This window comes from Brevibacillus sp. JNUCC-41 (assembly GCF_014844095.1).
Classification (GTDB): Bacteria; Bacillota; Bacilli; order Bacillales; family DSM-1321; genus Peribacillus; species Peribacillus aracenensis.
The window spans coordinates 4,743,356-4,760,430 of sequence record NZ_CP062163.1 but is presented as its reverse complement, the minus strand read 5'-3'; the positions used below and the strand labels follow the sequence as shown (position 1 = coordinate 4,760,430).

Here is a 17,075-nt window from a genome sequence, read left to right as displayed (position 1 = left end):
GAAGATTATGATATCAACTACATTCGCAACGAAAACATATAAGAATTTCATTAATAATGAGTGGGTGAATGCATCTTCTGGAAATACAATCGAAAGCATTAATCCTGCGGACAAAGAACCGGTTGGCTACGTACAAAGCTCAACAGAAGATGACTTGAACGAAGCTGTGGCATCTGCACATAAGGCAAAGAGGGATTGGCGCAGGATCGGGCAGTCTGTACGTGGACAAATCCTTTTCAAAGCGGCCAATATATTGGAAGAAAATCTAGATGAAATTGCCGAAACCATGACTCGCGAAATGGGTAAAACGTTACCTGAAGCAAAAGGCGAAACTGCACGAGGCGTTGCAATCCTCCGTTACTATGCTGGGGAAGGGATGCGGAAAGACGGCGATGTTATTCCATCTTCTGATAAAGATGCCCTGATGTTTACAAAACGCTCACCACTTGGTGTAGTCGGGATAATCACGCCATGGAACTTCCCGGTTGCCATTCCCATCTGGAAAATGGCTCCAGCTCTTGTATATGGCAATACAATCGTATGGAAACCCGCTACGGAAGGCGCCGTTACAGCAGCGAAAGTCATGGAATGCTTTACGAAAGCAGGCTTCCCTGAGGGTGTTGTGAATTTTATAACCGGTAAAGGATCGATTATTGGCCAAGGGCTCATCGATCATCCGCTTTTAAATGCAATCACATTTACCGGTTCTGAAAGTGTCGGTCAGAGCGTCGCGAAATCAGCTTCCGCCCGCGGGATAAAATATCAGCTTGAAATGGGAGGCAAAAATCCAGTCATCGTGACGAAAGATGCAAACATCGACCAAGCAGTCGAGGCAGTCATCAGCGGTGGATTTCGTTCCTCCGGCCAAAAATGCACAGCTTCAAGCCGTGTTGTTGTTGAATCCCCGGTCTATGATGTATTTAAACAAAAACTGGTAGAAGCAACAGCGAAAATAAAGGTTGGCAACGGCCTTCAAGAGGGAATTTGGATGGGACCATGTGCAAGCGAAAGCCAGTTCAATACGGTGAAAGAATACATTGAAAAAGGGAAGCAGGAGGGTGCAAAACTCATTCATGGGGGGGAGATATTAACTGGCGGAGACTATGATGGGGGCTTTTTCATTACACCTGCGATTTTTGAAGGCGTGACGACGGATATGGTGATAGCACAGGAAGAAATTTTTGGACCGGTTATCGCGCTTATGAAAGCAACCGATCTTGCCGAGGCGATTGACATGGCAAATAATACGAAATACGGATTGAGTGCATCAATCTTCACATCAAATATTAGCTCGATTCTAGATTTCATCGATGAAATTGAGGCAGGGCTTGTCCGTATTAACGCAGAAAGCGCAGGCGTTGAGTTGCAAGCCCCATTCGGAGGCATGAAAGCATCGAGCACGGGTTCGCGAGAGCAAGGTGAGGCGGCGAAAGAATTTTATACAGCCATAAAAACGGTTTTCATTAAAGGTTCTTAATAAGAGAAAGAGAGGTTTCCATGTTTGAAAACCTCTCTTTCCTCCAAAAAAACAATGCGAGGTGCTTGATGAAAATCAATAAAATTTCTTTATACAAAGTTCCGCCCCGCTGGCTGTTTTTAAAAATCGATACAGATGAAGGCATTTCCGGCTGGGGAGAGCCTGTCGTGGAAGGGCGTGCGGAAACGGTTAAAGCAGCAGTTAACGAATTGACCGATTATTTGATCGGGAGAAATCCGAACGACATTGAAGACATCTGGCAAACGCTTTATCGAGGTGGATTTTACCGTGGGGGGCCAATTTTAATGAGTGCCATTTCTGGCATTGAGCAGGCACTATGGGATATTAAAGGAAAATACTTCAATATTCCTGTATACCAAATGCTCGGCGGCAAAGCACGTGAAAAAATTAAAGTGTACTCATGGGTCGGAGGAGATCGGCCAGTGGATGTCGTTGCAGCTGCCATCGAAAAACAGAAAGAGGGCTTCCTTGCTGTCAAAATGAACGCATCAGAAGAAATGAATTACATTGATAGTTTTTCGAAAGTAGAGGCGGTCATCGAACGCGTTGCTTCAATTAGGGAAGCGGTTGGCAAAGACTTTGGGATCGGTGTGGATTTTCACGGGAGGATTCATAAAACGATGGCAAAGGTGATTGTGAAAGAACTCGAACCATACCGTCCAATGTTCATTGAAGAGCCGGTGCTGCCGGAAAACAATGAAGCACTTCGTGAGATTGCCTGGCATACTACTTGTCCGATTGCGACGGGAGAAAGGATGTATACACGCTGGGGCTTTAAGCAGCTACTTCAAGATGGTTATGTCGATATAATTCAGCCGGATCTGTCCCACACAGGTGGTATTTTAGAAGGGAAAAAAATTGCCGCAATGGCAGAAGCGTATGATGTAGCGATCGCTCCGCACTGCCCGCTAGGTCCGATGACTCTCGCTTCATCCATTCATCTGGACGCAACGACACCGAATTTCATAATTCAAGAACAAAGCCTTGGTATTCATTACAACGAAGGCATGGACATTCTCGATTATATGAAAAATCCAGAATTATTCGACTATGAAAATGGTTATGTGAACATTCCGGATAAACCGGGTCTTGGGGTGGAAATTGATGAGGAAAAAGTGAAGCAGGCAGCAGAAACCGGACATGATTGGAAAAACCCAATTTGGCGTAATGAAGACGGGAGCATCGCTGAATGGTAATAAAAGGAGGAAAAACAATGGACTTTCACGGCATCATTCCACCGGTAGTCACCTTATTTGATGAATCGGGGAACTTGGATATGGCGCTGAACAGAAGTTATATCGACCTATTAATCTCACGGAATATAGACGGTATTTTATTGATGGGAAGTTCAGGTGAGTTCTCGTCGCTTACTACGGAAGAAAGAAAATTATATGTACGCGAAATGATCAAGCATATTAACGGACGAGTGCCTGTCATGGTTGGAGTCGGGCATACCGCATTAAAAGAGGTGCAAGAACTGACTTTTTATGCAGAAGAGCATGGAGCGAACGGTGTTCTCGTAGTCAACCCGTATTACTGGAAGCTGTCTGACGACCAATTATACCGTCATTTTTCCAGTGTAGCGAATCATACTAATCTGCAAGTTTTCATTTATAATATCCCGCTTCTGACAGGTCAAAATTTATCAATCGAATTGATTAAAAAATTAGCTGAAGATCATTCAAACATTGCTGGTATTAAAGAGACGGTCAGTGATTTCGGGCACCTTCGTCAAGTGCTGGCGGAAGTGAAGAAAGTTCGCAGTGATTTCCGAGTCTTCTCGGCTTTTGACGAGCACTTGCTTCCGGCTCAAATGATTGGTGCAGCGGGAAGCATTAATGGAAGCGCTGTCTTTGCACCGGAAATTTCCGTTGATTTATATCAATCGTATCATAAAGGTGACCTTGCTGAAGCACAGAAAAATCATCAAGTGATTTCAAAACTGATGGATGTATACAATTACGGTCCGACATTTTTTACTGCCATGAAAGAAGCGGTTCATCAACGCTGGTTTGACGTTGCGGCTGGACACCGTGCACCTTGCGATGTATACCCTGCTGATTTGAGTGACAAAGTAGCTGTTCTTTTAAAAAATATAAATATGAAAGAAGGCGTCCAAAAATGAAAGAATCACGAGACTTGCTCGAACAATTAGGATATCCATCAACTGATTTAAAAGAACTTCCTACATCAACGAAAACATTTCCAGACGGTGCTCAATACCGCATTGAACTCCCAAGCGTAGAAGGTCCGATAGCACTGAAAGAAACATTGAAAGAAATTGACCGGCTCGGTTTGACTATTCACCGAATATCTCAAGGCAGCGGCATCATGCTTCAAACCGATGAAGAAATTATAGAAATGTGTAAAATGACAGCAGAGCGTGGCATGGAGCTGAGTTTGTTTGTCGGTCCCAGGGGATCATGGGATGTCAGTGCGGGACCACTTACGACAGGAGGCAAATCTCAGGGAATTCGCCATGAGGGCTCCGATCAGCTTGTTTATGCCATGGAAGACCTGAAAAGAGGGGCTGCACTAGGTCTTCGCGGTGCGTTAGTTGCGGATGAAGGACTCCTTCTTTTAACGAAAGAAATGAAAAAATACGGACAGCTTCCGGAAGACTTTGTTGTTAAAGTATCGGTTCAAATGGGGTCAGCCAATCCAGTATCCGTCAAATTAATGGAAGACATCGGTGCGGATACCTACAACGTGCCACCTGCATTAACGCTGTCTAAACTTGCAGCGATCCGACAATCAATAGACATTCCAATTGATTTATACGTTGAAGTTCCGGACACTTTCGGAGGATTTCTTCGCTATTATGAAATACCGGAAATAATCCGTGTATTGGCGCCTGTCTACATCAAATTCGGTCTTCGTAATCACCCAGATGTATATCCATCAGGAAAACAATGGGAAAGTACGAACATCTCACTCACAAAGGAACGTGTACGCCGTGCCGCAATTGGTATTCAAATGATCGAACGATACTATCCAGAAGCAAAAACATCAAAACTCGGTGCAAAAGGACTCGGAATTGCGAAAATTGAAAAGGCAGCAGTTAAATAATGATATTAACGTGAGGGATCCCCTCTGATATTCATGTATTTATTACTAAAAGGGAGTTGAGCCCAAATGTCATTTAAAATATTAATAACGGATTACGAATTTGAACATTTGAAATATGAAGAAGAGATTTTTCAAGAAAGCGGTCTGGAAATCGAATTCATCAAAGCGCAATGCAAAACTGAAGAAGAAGTAATGGGGCAGGCAAAAGAAGTGGATGCAATTTTGAATCAATATGCTCCTATCTCACGCCGAGTTATTGATTCGCTTGAAAACACCAAAATCATTTCCCGCTACGGTGTTGGCGTCAATACAATTGATCTCAATGCGGCTAAGGAAAAGGGGATCACTGTCGCCAATGTACCGGATTATGGCATGGAAGAAGTATCGAATCATGCATTGGCACTTTTACTTTCTTCCGCGCGGAAAGTGACACTGTTAAACAATGAAGTGAAAAAAGGTAACTGGGATTTTAAGGTGTGTGTCCCGATTCATCGATTTAACGAGCAAACTGTTGGGGTTCTAGGCTTTGGTCGGATTCCGCGCCGTTTCATTGAAAAGGTGAAACCGCTCGGCTTTAAAACTGCTGCATACGATCCTTTCGTATCGGCGGCAGACATGGCTGCGATTGGGGTTCAAAAAATGGAGCTCGACGAAATTATGGCAGAAGCTGATTATTTGTCGATCCATGTGCCCTTAATTGATGATACATACCATCTGATCAATGAGGAGCGCCTTAAACAAATGAAGAGAAATGCGGTTATCATTAACACGGCACGGGGACCGATAATCGATGAAAAAGCACTTTCTGATGCACTTGAAAAAGGGGTAATTGCAGGTGCAGCACTTGATGTGACAGAGAAAGAGCCGGTCAGCACCGATAGCCCGCTACTCACAATGGACAATGTCATCATTACGCCGCACAGTGCCTGGTATTCAGAGGAAGCAATGGTTGAACTTCGTCAAAAGGCAGCGAGAAATATCGTTCAGGTCTTAAACGGAGAAATAACACCATACGCTTTGACTTAGGAAAGGGGAAAAAATATGAAATTAGCGACTTTTTCCATACAAACCGAACAACACATCGGTCTTGTTAAAAATGATCAAATCATTAGTTTAACGGCTCTTGGTCCAGAAGAATTTCCAACTTGCATGAAAAAATTCATACAACGCAGCAGAGAATTTAGAATACGTGCTGAACAGTTAATTGAGCAACGAGTTAATGACGATGCAATATTCAAGCTGTCAGAAGTAAAGATCCTGCCGCCAATCGCAAAGCCGGATAAAATCATTTGCGTAGGACTTAACTATTTTGATCATTGCAAGGAAACGGGGATGGAGCCTCCTGAATCACCGGTCATTTTTACCAAATATGCAAATGCCATTGCCGGCCATAATGATGCGATTGAAATTCCAATTAATTCAACCGAGGTCGACTTTGAAGCAGAGCTTGCGTTTGTCATTGGGAGAGAAGCGAAACATGTATCTGAAGAAGAGGCGAATGATTACATCTTTGGCTATACAATTATGAATGATATTAGCGCCCGAGACTTGCAATTTCAGGATGGCCAGTGGTCGAGAGGCAAAACGGCGGACACATTTGCGCCATTTGGTCCTTTTATCGTGACGCAAGATGAAGTGGGAGACCCCCACAATCTAGAGATTTCGCTTGAATTAAATGGTGAAATTATGCAGGATTCAAATACAAGCAACCTAATTTTTACGGTTCCGAAAATCATATCATTTTTATCACAGTCCATGACACTGATGCCGGGTGATTTGATTGCAACTGGTACGCCACCTGGCGTTGGAATGGGGCGGAATCCGAAAATCTGGTTGAAAAACGGTGACCGGATGAACGTCAGCATTGAGAAGATCGGCACGCTTTCTAATCACGTAATAGCATGACAAGAGGAAGAAGGTGATGACATGGATGTTGTAACCATCGGAGAAACAATGACAGTGTTTACCCCGAATGAAGAAGGTCCACTTCGCCACGCCCGATCTTTTTCAATGAAGTTCGGCGGTGCGGAATCCAATGTCGCGATCGGGCTAAGCCGACTCGGTCATAGGACACGCTGGATAAGCCGTCTCGGCGAGGATGAATTTGGCGATGCCATGCAATCGTTCATTCGCGGAGAAGGTGTTGATATCTCTTATGTAACAAGAGATCCTGATGCGCCTACCGGAGTCTTTTTTAAAGAATACAGACGGCTGAATGATACCAGAGTTTATTATTACCGGAAAGATTCGGCAGCTAGCAAAATGACGGCGGAATTACTAACTGATCTCGCCATCCAAGACGCAGCTTATCTCCATATTACCGGAATTACCCCCGCACTAGGGAATGCGTGTCAGTCGCTCTTGGATAAAGCGATCCGCATTGCTAAAGAAAACGGAACAAAAATCGTCTTCGATCCGAATATTCGCTTGAAAATATGGTCGGATGAAAATGAAGCGCGTCACATCATAACAAAGTACGCCTCGAAAAGTGATATCGTCATGCCTGGGGTGGCGGAAGCTGAATTTTTATTCGGTTCCCATACTCCGGAGATGTTAGCCGATCATTTTCATGAACTCGGTGTTGAAACAGTTTTACTTAAATTGGGCAAAGAGGGCTCTTTAATTTCAGCCCCGTCTGTACCGAAAACATACGTACCTGGATTCCATGTGGAACGGGTCGTGGATCCCATCGGTGCTGGTGATGCTTTTGCATCTGGTGTACTTTCCGGCCTACTTGATGGACTGCCTCTATATGAGGCTGCAAGGCGCGGAAATGCCATGGGGGCAATGGCAACGATGGTAAATGGTGATGTTGAGGGTTTACCGGTCCGTGCCGACCTCGCTTTGTTCATGAGTGGCGGCACTGACGATGTGACGAGGTAGAAAGGTGGAAAAAATGACTAAACTTGAAGAGCTTAAACATGGGAAGCTGGTCGCCGTCATTCGGGGTGCACGCCCAGACCAAATTATACCAATCGCCCGGGCCCTGAAAGAGGGAGGCATCAGAACACTTGAAATAACGGTGGAAACTCCCCAAGTGTGCCATTTAATTGAAAGAGTGAAAGAGGAGTTCGGTGATGATATCATAGCGGGTGCCGGCACGGTATTGGATCCTGAAACGGCCCGTGCGGTCATCATGGCAGGGGCGGAATTTATCTTTTCTCCCATCGTCAATGTCAAAACGATTAAAATGGCAAAGCGCTATGGCGTTATTAGTATCCCCGGTGCGCTCACACCAACCGAAATATTGACTGCTTATGAGCATGGAGCTGACATTGTCAAAGTTTTTCCGGCAGATACACTGGGTGTTAGCTACTTTAAAAATCTTAAAGGACCGTTTCCTCACATTCCCCTTATGCCAACTGGCGGTGTCAACCTTGACAACCTTGCATCTTTTTTTAAGGCAGGTGCCATCGCGGCAGGACTTGGTGGTTCATTGATCACTCCTGCGAAATTGACTACGGGTGAGGATTATACCAGGTTGACAGAAATGGCAAAAAAATTCGCAGCCATCGTACAAAAAAACTAAAGCAATACGTAGCTTATATGAATTTTGGTCCAATAGGCACTGGTAATGATAGTATGACTGTGTTCATTTCCTCCTTTCCTGCCAATTTGATGTATCTCGTTTAATCTTATAGTAGTCCATCAAGAGTATTATGGCGGAGAGTGGATAAATTAGACAAACCAGAAAGGGGAAAAGTGCTATGTTACTAGAAAAGTATAGAAATCTGCAGGGGATTCTCCAAAAAATGGAGTCGGTAGTGGTCGCTTTTTCAGGAGGGGTGGACAGCACTTTTTTGCTAAATGTTGCGATTGAGACTTTGGGTTATGATAATGTGTTAGCCATTACAGCAGATTCGGAAACCTATCCGTCGAGTGAGTTGAAAGAAGCCATTATGCTATCAAAATGGATAGGTGCCAACCATCGAGTCATTCAAACTTCGGAGTTGGCCATTCCTGGATATTCAGAAAATAATCAGAATCGCTGTTACTTTTGTAAAAGTAGTTTATTTGATCACCTGCTTCCTATTCTTGAAGAATATGAGTTTAAAAATATAATTTATGGTGTCATCGCTGATGATGCTAACGAATTTCGTCCAGGCATGAAAGCAGCTAAAGAAAAAGGAATCAGGGGACCTCTTCTGGAAGCCGGTTTATACAAAGAAGAAATAAGAGAATTGTCCAAGCAAGCCGGTTTGCCAACATGGGATAAACCATCATTCGCCTGCCTATCTTCACGCATAGCATATGGCGATATCATTACGAAGGAAAAGTTGACGAAAGTGGATAAATCAGAAGCTTACTTAAAATCATTGGATATTCATCAGGTAAGAGTCAGGACGCATGAGGATACTGCCCGAATTGAAGTTGAACCCGTTGATATGCCGCGAGTTCTCCAATACCATGTGGCGATCACGAAACGACTGAAGCAATTTGGTTATAAGTATGTATCATTGGATCTAACGGGCTATACAAGCGGAAGTATGAATATAGCGCTAAAAAAGGAAGAAATGTTATGATCGACAATATTTTAGAGCAGGTTCAAAATGGTTCATTGACAGCAGCGGAAGCAAAGGAAAAACTTGCATCATATGAGAATTTAGGGTTTGTAAAAATTGATCATCATCGAAAAAGGAGACAAGGCTTTCCCGAAATTGTATTTGGAGAAGGGAAAACGGCTGAGCAAATTTTAACGATTGTACAATCCCTGCGGACAAGGAATGATTCTGTGCTTGTGACTCGAATTTCTCGGGAAAAAGCAGTTTTTGTACAAAAAGAATGTAGTGAATTTGAGTATAACGATATGGCCCGGACACTTGCTTGGGTTAAAGAAAAACCCAAATCCGTTGGTTCATATATTGCAATTGTGTGCGCCGGGACATCAGATTTATCCGTTGCTGAAGAAGCAGCCGTGACGGCCGAAACACTAGGTATTCCAGTCAGGCGTATATACGATGTTGGTGTTGCTGGGCTGCACCGCCTCCTTGATAATATAGATGAGATACGAGGAGCCACCGTATCAGTTTGTGTAGCGGGGATGGAAGGGGCTCTCCCAAGTGTGTTAGGAGGCCTTGTCACGAATCCAATTATTGCTGTACCGACAAGTATCGGTTATGGTGCCAATTTTAACGGTTTATCGGCCCTTTTATCCATGCTTAATTCATGCGCATCGGGTGTAAGTGTGGTGAACATCGATAATGGATTTGGTGCAGCCTACAATGCAGCGATTATATACAAACTTGTACATAAAAAGGAGGCCAATGATGATGAGGACATTATATTTTGACTGCTTTTCCGGCATAAGCGGAGATATGGTTATTGGTGCGTTGATCGATGCGGGTGCAGACCCTTTACAAATGGAAGAAGAGTTAAAAAAGCTGAATATAGATGAAGAATATACTCTGTCATGGGGGAAAGTCGTCAAAAATGGCATTACGAGTACTAAATTTGATGTCATTCTTACCAGTAAATCAGAGCAACCACATGAACACAGCCACAGTCATGGACATAAGCACAGCCATAATGGTGATCACAGCCACAGTCATGAACATGAACACAACCATAGCCATGCACTTCACAATCATCATGGCAGCCGCACCTACAAACAAATTGTAGAAGCTATCAATGAGGCGAACCTTAATGAATCGGTAACAAACATGTCACTCGCCATATTTAAGAAGATTGGTGAAGCGGAAGGGCACATACACGGGCTTCCGCTTGATAAAGTTCACTTTCATGAGGTAGGAGCTGTAGATTCGATAATAGATATAATCGGGGCTGCAATTTTAATCGAACAGCTAGGTATTGAATCAGTTCAGTCATCAGCCATTCCAACGGGATCTGGACATATACATATTGATCACGGCATATACCCGGTTCCTGCACCTGCCACACTTGAAATATTAAAGGGGGTACCGATTGCCTCAAACGCTATTCGTTCTGAATTAGCAACGCCAACCGGTGCTGCCATCGCTGCGGTTTTAGCTGAAAAATTTGGTTCGCTTCCAGCCATGACTGTCGAATCGATTGGCTATGGTGCGGGGACAAAAACATTTGAAAATCATCCGAACGTCCTTCGCATTATTATAGGGGAGATCCAATGAAGCGCCCACCTGATCATGAGCATCTTGATGGACAAATGGTAAAAATGGAAGTGAATCTAGATGATATTTCCGGTGAATGGCTTGGTCATGTAATGGATTTGTTGTTTGAATCAGGAGCAAATGATGTATTTTATACGCCTATCTTCATGAAAAAAAATCGACCAGGGGTGTTATTGCAACTTCTCTGTTCACAGCAGGTGATTTCGAAAATCAAGAAGATATTATTTGCTGAAACGACGACTCTCGGTATACGCTACTATCCTCTTACCGTGCACAGACTCGAACGATCATTATTATATGTAGACACGCAATGGGGGCAAGTGACGATAAAGAGAGGTTTCCATGAGGGCCAACCCATACAGCAGGCACCTGAATATGAAGATTGCCGTAAAATTGCCGTTCTGTACAATATACCCCTTAAAAGGGTTTATGAAGAAGTATGGAAGTGTCTCGGGGAAGTGATAGAGAAATGAGCTTGGTGTCGATTCTTTCATTAGGGTTCCTATTGGGAATAAAGCATTCGTTAGAGCCGGATCATGTTATTGCCGTAGCAACCACTGCAGGAAAAACGAAAAAATTATCGCGGTCCACTCTAACGGGGGTGTATTGGGGAATAGGCCATACATGTACGCTGTTTTTTATAGGTATGCTATTCATTTGGATGAAAGGGGAAATTCCAGAGTCGTTAAGCATGACGCTGGAATTCGGCGTTGGTATCATGCTTGTTATGCTAGGGGCGAAAAGTTTATTTAAAGCTTGCCCTAATATCACGAACGACAAAGATAGATTTCGCCCTTTTTTGGTGTCTGCTTTGATTGGGTTCGTCCATGGTCTCGCGGGCAGTGCCGCAATGGTCATTCTAACGATGTCGACCGTAAGCGGAATAGGTGAAGGAGCCATCTATATCATTATATTTGGCGCAGGGACGATTATTGGCATGCTGTGCTTTACAACTTTACTAGGCATACCTTTTGCTTTGAATGGTAAGGACATCGTTTTAAACCGAATCTTCATCAAAATGGCGGGAGCTTTAAGTTTTGCATTCGGACTTTACTATATATACAAATTGGGTGTAACAGAAGGCTTGTTTGCAATCTGGGCTAATTGATTTATTTTATAAGCGTGACTGGAATCTCAGGCTGTCTGTAATCCGTAGACAGTCTCTTTTATATTCATTAATTCAACAAACAATCAAGCTTGTCATAATGGGCATACTTCAATGGATATGTCCATGTGAATATAGGGATATATTGTAACTGATATGAATCTCCAATTATTATACTGAAAGTTTGTTTGAAAGGCTTTATCTGTAGATGGAGGAGAGGATGGACAATATATAATAAGACCCTATGACACTGCTAAGCCATTGGGATGGTAGTGTCATAGGGTCTACTATTCTGGTATGAAGAAAGGTACCTGAATCTAGGGGCTGCCGTTGCCGCTAGGCAGAAATACGTTTATTTTTCCTTTGAAGAATCCATATTTCAATTGCACCTGAGCCAAGCAATACCCCCGAAACAATGAAGATAAGTCCAATGAAATGTGCAGGTACAATGGCTTCATTAAGGAAAAATGCTGCCCCTAACAAAGAGAATAAGGTGTTTAAGTTAAGAAAAATGGATGATTCGGCTGCACCTACCTTACCAATGGCATAATTATAGCTCATGTGCCCGAGGGCAGTGGCGAAAATGGCGGAGAAAATGAAAGCTCCCCAGATGGAGGACGGTGCAGTTGCCAGTGAAGATAAGCCCTCTGGTTCCTTCCATAAGCTGATGGCAAAAAGAATAAAAGATCCAATCAGCATCATGTAGCCGGTTAGTAATCGTGGGTCCATTGTTTTTGAGGCTTTATTGATAAGTATGAAACTTAATGCCTGTGAAAGTATGGAAAGTAAAATATCCACATCCCCCAGATTAATAGAATGAAGTCCTCCACTTCCTGCCATAACGGTAAAACTCACACCCATGGCACCGCATATAAAGCCCAAAAGCCTGATTAAAGTGGGCTTTTTACGAAAGAATATCATGGTCAAGATGACTGTCAAAATTGGCCCCATGCCCAAAATCAGTCCAGCATTCGATGCAGAAGTCTTCGTCAATCCCTCAGCTAAAAAATAATGATGAAAAACGACACTCAAAAGTGCGCCTCCAAAAACGTAAAAAAGTTCACTTTTTTTAGGAAGGCGTATTAGTCCAAAGAAGAAAAGGATAAGAATGACTATAAGGGAAGCAGTAAAAATTCTCAAAGAGGTTATTGTTACGGGCTGTGTATTCGCAACTAAAATTTTAATAACCGAGACATTTAACCCCCATGTAATCATTATTCCGGTAAGTAAGATGTATATTCTCAAAAGACTCATTCCAAACAACCTTTCAAACTTATTTAACAATTGATATATTATACAACTTTCTCCAAATTAATAGCAAAGAGTAAATTTAATGGAAAGCCCGAGGATGAAAAATCAGAAACTCTTAATCATTAAAAAGAGGGAAGGAATAATTCCTTCCACTTTACCGCAATAATAAATTTTACCAAAAAATAAAATGGGAAAACTGCGAATAAAAATAAAATTAAAAATTATCAAACTTTTCTATTGTTTTTGATAGGGTTTTCATTTACAATTTCCTTATGATTTACCAAACCGGTTTAGTACTTTACTAAATCGATTTAGCTAAATATGATATGATCAAATGTTTTTTGTTTTCATTTGTGATTGTTCGAAAGAAGGAGGTACTGTATTGTCATCAAAATATGGTGTTTTAACGCTTGGCGACGGCATGATTACGCTAAATCCGGAAGAGACAGGACCTCTAAGATTCGTAAACCGTTTTGAGCGAAAAGTAGGAGGCGCTGAACTGAATTTTGCGATTGGTTGTGCAAGGCTTGGAATGCGGGCAAAATGGATAAGCCGATTGGGCAAAGATGAATTCGGAAAAGTTATCTATAATTTCGCTCGTGGGGAAGGCGTGGACATGAGTGATGTTGCCTATGTAAATGGATATCCAACATCTCTTAACTTTAAAGAAATCCGGGAAGATGGTTCCGGAAAGACATTTTATTACCGCCATCAATCTCCCATTTTAACTTTAAATCCGGGAGATATAACAGAGAAGATGTTTGAAGAGGTTGATATAGTCCACCTTACTGGCGTGTTTTTGGCCATAGATCCCAAAAATGTGGATATTGCCAAGAGGGTAATGGATATTGCAAAACAAAAAAATATACCTGTTTCTTTTGATCCGAATATCCGATTAAAGCTATGGTCCATCGAGGAAGCAAGATCCGTATATAGTGATATTTTTCCATATGTTGATATTTTGCTTACAGGTTTGGATGAAATAAGATTGATCATCGGAACGGACTCTAAAGAATCTTTGGCGGAATTCGCAATGGTGAATGATATTGATCAGCTTGTCATTAAGGACGGGAAACATGGTTCAAAACTATATACCAAAAGTGAATGGCATGAAAAAGAAGCATTCCCGGTTATACCTGTTGATACTGTTGGTGCGGGAGATGGTTATGATGCAGGTTATATTTACGGATATCTTCATGGCTTACCAATTGATGAAAGGTTGACATTCGCAAACGGTGTAGGAGCTCTTGTCACAACTGTTGCAGGCGACAATGAAGGCTTACCTTATTTGGATGAAGTGATGCCTTTCATACAGAATGAGGCTGTTATAGAAAGATAGATGATTGAAAGAAATGGGGGGAGAAAATGGCAACAGTAACTATACAAGCAGAGGAAGCAAAACGATTAGTCATACAACAGCTGACCAAAGTGGGTTTAAATGAAGAAAATGCCGGAAAAATCGCGGAAGTATTGGTTCATGCGGATCTCAGAAACGTCAATTCCCATGGTGTTTTGCGAACAGAGCATTATGTGAACCGTTTACAGGCAGGAGGCATAAATCCCGATGCCCGGATTTCCTTCCAAAAGACAGGGCCAGTTACCGGTGTGGTTGATGGAGATGATGGTTTTGGGCATGTGATTAGCGACGTGGCCATGGACCATGCAATCGATATGGCTAGAGAAAATGGCGTTGGCATGGTGACAGTTTTTAATAGCAGTCATTGCGGAGCACTAAGCTATTTCGTTCAAAAAGCCGCTGATGCAAAGTTGATTGGCATCGCGATGTCACATACCGATAAAATTGTGGTCCCGTTCGGAGGAAAAGCATCATTTCTTGGTACCAATCCAATCGCTTACGGAGTTCCTGCCAAAACGAAGAAACCATTTATTCTTGATATGGCAACATCCAATGTTGCGCTGGGTAAAATCCTCCAGGCACGCGAAGAAGGAAAGGAAATCCCTGAAGGATGGGGAGTGGATGAAAATGGAGCTAATGTGACAGACCCGAATAAAGTCGTTTCCCTTTCCACTTTCGGAGGTCCGAAAGGCTATGGCCTATCCGTAATTGTGGATGTGTTTTCTGGATTATTGGCCGGTGCGGCATTTGGCCCGCACATTGGGAAAATGTATGGCGACCTTGATAAGAAACGGAAGCTGGGACATTATTTTTGTGTAATTAATCCTTCGTTCTTTACGGATACTGATATATTTTTAGAGCAAATGGATCAAATGATCGAAGAGCTTCGACAGGTTGAACCTGCTCCAGGATTCGATCGCGTATATGTACCGGGTGAGCTTGAACAAATCAATGAGGAAAAAAACCTGAAACAAGGTATTACGATAGCATCAAGTGTTTATGAATTTCTTACAAAGTAGGTGGGGAAATGAAAGCGGTTCAAGTACGGAAAGCTCATGAACTGATCATTCAAGAAGTGGAAAAACCTCGGATTTCAAACTCGACGGATGTCCTTGTGAAAGTAAAAAGAGTCGGGATTTGCGGATCGGATATGCATATTTATCATGGTACGAATCCACTTGCTACACTGCCGCGAGTCGTTGGACATGAAGTAGCGGGAGAAGTTGTGGAGATAGGTCAAGATGTCGCGGGCATAAAAGTGGGGGACCACGTTGTTATTGAGCCCATCAGTTATTGCGGGGAATGTTATGCCTGCCGCAAAGGCCGCCAAAATGTTTGTGAAAAACTGTCCGTTTTTGGCGTGCATGAAGACGGTGGAATGAGGGAATGGTTCGTCCTTCCGGAGAAACAATTACATGTCGTGGATCCCGCTTTAGCGTGGGAAGAAATAGTATTGGCTGAGCCATACACTATCGGCGCACAGGCCGTATGGAGAGGCGAAGTGGAGGAAGGGGAAACAGTGCTTATCCAGGGAGCTGGGCCTATTGGCATTTGCATATTAAAGATGGCAAAGCTTCAAGGAGCATCAGTGATGATCACGGATTTAAGTGATGAGCGTTTGGAATTCGCTAAAGAAAGCGGCGCCGATATCACCGTCCATGCTGGTAAAGAAGATGTTCAAAAACGAGTGGAAGAATGGACGAATGGCGAAGGGGCCAACGTCGTCATTGATGCAGTATGCTTGCCGATGACATTTGAATTGTCCTTCGATGCCGTGTCAACGGCGGGGCGGATTGTCGTACTCGGTTTTGATGAACGTCCTTCATCGGTTTCCCAGCTACCGATCACAAAAAAGGAAGTATCGGTGAAGGGGTCTAGATTGCAAACCGATCAGTTCCCAAAAGTGGTAAAACTTTTGAATGAAGGAAAACTCAGACATGAAGGTTTAGTTACCCATACATTTTCGCTCGATGATATCCAGGAAGCATTTAATTTTGTTGAAAATCATCCCGAACAAGTTCGAAAAGCGATCATCGTTTTTAATTAAGGGGGTAGGAGATATGGATAAACATTCAATCATACATCGAATAACGGAAACGAAAGTTGTAGCTGTTATCCGGGGACAGGATGCAAAGGAGGCGGCACAACTTTCTAAAGCAGCTGTGGAAGGCGGTATTCAGGCAATTGAATTGACTTATACAACACCGGGAATTGAAGAAGCTTTCAAAGAATTGCAAAATACGGATGCACTATTAGGAGCAGGCTCTGTACTAGATTCTGAAACGGCTCGGCATGCGATTTTAGCTGGCGCCAATTTTATCGTCAGCCCCTATTTTGTCAATGGCGTAGCCGAACTTTGTAATCGATACGGTATTCCCTATATACCTGGATGCATGACAATTAGAGAAATGGCTACATCATTGGAAGCCGGTTGTGATGTTTTGAAGTTATTTCCGGCAAACCATTTTGAACCTTCTTTCATCAAGTCGGTTAATGGTCCATTGCCCAAAGTAAGGATCATGCCAACCGGCGGAATTAATTTGGATAACATGAAGGACTGGCTGAATGCAGGCGCGGTAGCAATCGGAATCGGCAGTGACTTGAACAAAGCCTATCAAAATGGCGGCTATGAAGCCGCAGTGGAATTAAGCCGAAAATACATGCAAAAAATTGCAGAATAATGGAGGT

The 17,075-nt window shown here is 42.9% G+C and carries 18 protein-coding genes; 17 read left to right on the top strand and 1 reads right to left on the bottom strand.

The genetic code is table 11. The features are described from left to right. Window positions 1-7: 7 nt before the first annotated feature. From gucD to JNUCC41_RS22960, 13 genes are all read left to right on the top strand, one after another. On the top strand, window positions 8-1,477 hold the full coding sequence (gene gucD / locus JNUCC41_RS23020) for an alpha-ketoglutaric semialdehyde dehydrogenase GucD (RefSeq protein ID WP_192205017.1): 1,470 nt from the start codon (window positions 8-10) through the stop codon (window positions 1,475-1,477). Window positions 1,478-1,545: 68 nt separating this feature from the next. Further along, window positions 1,546-2,694, top strand: coding sequence for a galactonate dehydratase (dgoD, locus tag JNUCC41_RS23015; RefSeq protein ID WP_192205016.1), 1,149 nt, complete (start codon window positions 1,546-1,548; stop codon window positions 2,692-2,694). A gap of 17 nt (window positions 2,695-2,711) precedes the next feature. Then, on the top strand, window positions 2,712-3,623 hold the full coding sequence (locus JNUCC41_RS23010; RefSeq protein WP_192205015.1) for a dihydrodipicolinate synthase family protein: 912 nt from the start codon (window positions 2,712-2,714) through the stop codon (window positions 3,621-3,623). After that, window positions 3,620-4,567 carry a U32 family peptidase gene (locus JNUCC41_RS23005; RefSeq protein WP_192205014.1) on the top strand — a complete coding sequence of 316 codons (948 nt, stop codon included), beginning with the start codon at window positions 3,620-3,622 and terminating at the stop codon, window positions 4,565-4,567. The genes JNUCC41_RS23010 and JNUCC41_RS23005 overlap by 4 nt, the downstream gene beginning before the upstream one ends. A 66-nt stretch (window positions 4,568-4,633) precedes the next feature. Beyond that, window positions 4,634-5,593 carry a C-terminal binding protein gene (locus tag JNUCC41_RS23000; protein ID WP_192205013.1) on the top strand — a complete coding sequence of 320 codons (960 nt, stop codon included), beginning with the start codon at window positions 4,634-4,636 and terminating at the stop codon, window positions 5,591-5,593. 15 nt (window positions 5,594-5,608) lie between these two features. Continuing rightward, the gene (locus JNUCC41_RS22995; protein ID WP_192205012.1) at window positions 5,609-6,472 is read left to right on the top strand and encodes a fumarylacetoacetate hydrolase family protein; all 864 of its coding nucleotides are present in this window, start codon (window positions 5,609-5,611) and stop codon (window positions 6,470-6,472) included. Window positions 6,473-6,493: 21 nt separating this feature from the next. Further along, window positions 6,494-7,450 carry a sugar kinase gene (locus JNUCC41_RS22990; RefSeq protein WP_192205011.1) on the top strand — a complete coding sequence of 319 codons (957 nt, stop codon included), beginning with the start codon at window positions 6,494-6,496 and terminating at the stop codon, window positions 7,448-7,450. 13 nt (window positions 7,451-7,463) lie between these two features. Beyond that, the gene (locus JNUCC41_RS22985; RefSeq protein ID WP_192205010.1) at window positions 7,464-8,096 is read left to right on the top strand and encodes a bifunctional 4-hydroxy-2-oxoglutarate aldolase/2-dehydro-3-deoxy-phosphogluconate aldolase; all 633 of its coding nucleotides are present in this window, start codon (window positions 7,464-7,466) and stop codon (window positions 8,094-8,096) included. Window positions 8,097-8,274: 178 nt separating this feature from the next. Beyond that, window positions 8,275-9,090 (top strand): ATP-dependent sacrificial sulfur transferase LarE, encoded by an 816-nt coding sequence (gene larE, locus JNUCC41_RS22980; protein ID WP_192205009.1) that lies wholly within the window; start codon window positions 8,275-8,277, stop codon window positions 9,088-9,090. Continuing rightward, window positions 9,087-9,857 carry a nickel pincer cofactor biosynthesis protein LarB gene (larB, locus tag JNUCC41_RS22975; protein WP_192205008.1) on the top strand — a complete coding sequence of 257 codons (771 nt, stop codon included), beginning with the start codon at window positions 9,087-9,089 and terminating at the stop codon, window positions 9,855-9,857. The genes larE and larB overlap by 4 nt, the downstream gene beginning before the upstream one ends. After that, entirely contained in the window at window positions 9,838-10,674 is an 837-nt protein-coding gene (larC, locus tag JNUCC41_RS27180; RefSeq protein WP_192205007.1) for a nickel pincer cofactor biosynthesis protein LarC, read from the top strand. Before larB ends, larC (JNUCC41_RS27180) begins: the two co-directional genes overlap by 20 nt. Continuing rightward, entirely contained in the window at window positions 10,671-11,147 is a 477-nt protein-coding gene (gene larC / locus JNUCC41_RS27175; RefSeq protein WP_286182195.1) for a nickel pincer cofactor biosynthesis protein LarC2, read from the top strand. Before larC (JNUCC41_RS27180) ends, larC (JNUCC41_RS27175) begins: the two co-directional genes overlap by 4 nt. Further along, complete coding sequence (locus tag JNUCC41_RS22960; RefSeq protein WP_192205006.1) at window positions 11,144-11,782, top strand: urease accessory protein UreH; 639 nt, start codon at window positions 11,144-11,146, stop codon at window positions 11,780-11,782. Before larC (JNUCC41_RS27175) ends, JNUCC41_RS22960 begins: the two co-directional genes overlap by 4 nt. A gap of 333 nt (window positions 11,783-12,115) precedes the next feature. On the opposite strand, the gene JNUCC41_RS22955 is transcribed toward JNUCC41_RS22960, so the two are convergent. Next, complete coding sequence (locus tag JNUCC41_RS22955) at window positions 12,116-13,033, bottom strand: DMT family transporter (protein ID WP_192205005.1); 918 nt, start codon at window positions 13,031-13,033, stop codon at window positions 12,116-12,118. 379 nt (window positions 13,034-13,412) lie between these two features. On the opposite strand from JNUCC41_RS22955, the gene JNUCC41_RS22950 reads away from it, so the two are divergent. The 4 genes from JNUCC41_RS22950 to JNUCC41_RS22935 are packed head-to-tail and all read left to right on the top strand — an operon-like array spanning window position 13,413 to window position 17,068. Then, window positions 13,413-14,369, top strand: coding sequence for a sugar kinase (locus tag JNUCC41_RS22950; RefSeq protein ID WP_192205004.1), 957 nt, complete (start codon window positions 13,413-13,415; stop codon window positions 14,367-14,369). 26 nt (window positions 14,370-14,395) lie between these two features. Next, a complete protein-coding gene (gene allD, locus JNUCC41_RS22945; protein ID WP_192205003.1) occupies window positions 14,396-15,406 on the top strand; it encodes an ureidoglycolate dehydrogenase in 1,011 nt (336 codons plus the stop codon). Window positions 15,407-15,414: 8 nt separating this feature from the next. Then, a complete protein-coding gene (locus tag JNUCC41_RS22940; protein ID WP_192205002.1) occupies window positions 15,415-16,434 on the top strand; it encodes a zinc-binding alcohol dehydrogenase family protein in 1,020 nt (339 codons plus the stop codon). A 13-nt stretch (window positions 16,435-16,447) separates the two neighbouring features. After that, on the top strand, window positions 16,448-17,068 hold the full coding sequence (locus JNUCC41_RS22935) for a bifunctional 2-keto-4-hydroxyglutarate aldolase/2-keto-3-deoxy-6-phosphogluconate aldolase (protein ID WP_192205001.1): 621 nt from the start codon (window positions 16,448-16,450) through the stop codon (window positions 17,066-17,068). Window positions 17,069-17,075: the final 7 nt, after the last annotated feature.